At 66.8% G+C, this 1,368-nt stretch carries 1 protein-coding gene; it reads left to right on the top strand.

The annotated features are described in order from the left end of the window. Positions 1-118: 118 nt before the first annotated feature. On the top strand, positions 119-1,368 hold a 1,250-nt coding region (locus AB0E98_RS33720), incomplete at its 3' end, for a WXG100 family type VII secretion target (RefSeq protein WP_361710303.1).

Consider the following 1,368-nt stretch of genomic DNA (forward strand, 5'->3'; position numbering starts at 1 on the left):
ATCAAAACTCGAAGTCCGCGGCGAAGGCACTCGGACAGATCAAAAAGACCTTCGAGGAGACGGACGAGCAGTTCGCACGGGAGTTGGAGAAGGCCCGGTCCGGGAAGGGCGGCAAGCCGTGACGGACTACTCCCAGCCCGGTTGGCTGCGCCCCGACCCCGCCGCCGACGCCCGCTTTCCCGCGATCGGGTTCTGCCCCTGCCCCGGCAATCAGGCGGACGCCGCGCACGTCGCGGAAATAGTTGTCAGGACGGGAAAGACGCTGGGCGACATCGCGCAGGTCCTCAACGGCACTGGCCGTGGAGAGTGGAAGGGCAAGGCTGCCGAAGCCTTCCGTGAGCAGTTCCACGACGACTTCCGGCCCAAGGTCAACGACGCACGCGACTCGTTCACCGACGCTGGACGTGCCCTGGACGACTGGGCGCGCTACATGCGCGAGCAGCAGGCGTATGCGGAGAAACTGGAGAGTGAGGCGCAGGCCGCCAAGGACAAGGCGGCCGGCCTCCAGCGTGAGCTGGACGGCATGCCGCCGAAGCCTGGATTCGCCGAGCGGCTGGGCGACCAGACGCACGAGGAGAAGGCGAAGCGGGAACGGCAAGAGGAGAAGCGCAGCGGCAAGGAGAAATCGCTGCACGCGGCCAACGCCGACCTCGAGGAAATACGCGGCCAGGCCGAGCGGCTGCGGGAACGCTACGTCGAGGAAGGCGGGGCGGTCGCCGACCGGCTCAAGCACGCGATGGACATCGCGCCCAACGAGCCAGGGATCTGGGACAAGATCGGCGAGGTCATCGCAGACTTCGCGAAGATGGCCGCTGAGCTCGGCGAGGCGATCCTTGACGATCTCAAGGACTTCCTCAAGGAGTACGCCTGGGTCTTCGAGATCATCGGCAACATCGCCGGTTTCGCCAGCACCGTGCTCGGCCTGCTGTCGCTGGTGCCCGGCTTGCAGTTCCTGGCCGCACCGGCACTCATCCTCGGCGCTGTCGCCCTCGGGTCGCACTACCTGCAGAAGGTCGGGGAGTCGGGAAGCTTCGTCGACGCGCTGACAGACCCAACGGTGATCGCCGACGCCGCAGCTCTGGCTTTCGGGTTCGGGGCGTACAAGGTCGGCAGCCAACTCGGCAAGATGGCCGGAGCTTCGCCTTACGGCTTCTTCCGCGGAGTCCTCACTCAGCCGGGCCACGTCCTGGAAGGGGCCGAGTTCGGACTGAAGGTAGCCCAGTTCGGCGCCAACTGGGGTGCCAACACGGCCGCTCTCGGTCCCGGCGGAGGCGCTCAGCTGATGTGGGACCTCGGAAAATACGTCGTCCCAGGTGACCAGACGAAGGGGCCGGGCGAGGACGTGTGGCCCGACGCTCTCACGCCTGC

The organism is Streptomyces sp. NPDC037389 (assembly GCF_040636475.1).
In the GTDB taxonomy this organism is placed as follows: Bacteria; Actinomycetota; Actinomycetes; order Streptomycetales; family Streptomycetaceae; genus Streptomyces; species Streptomyces hesseae.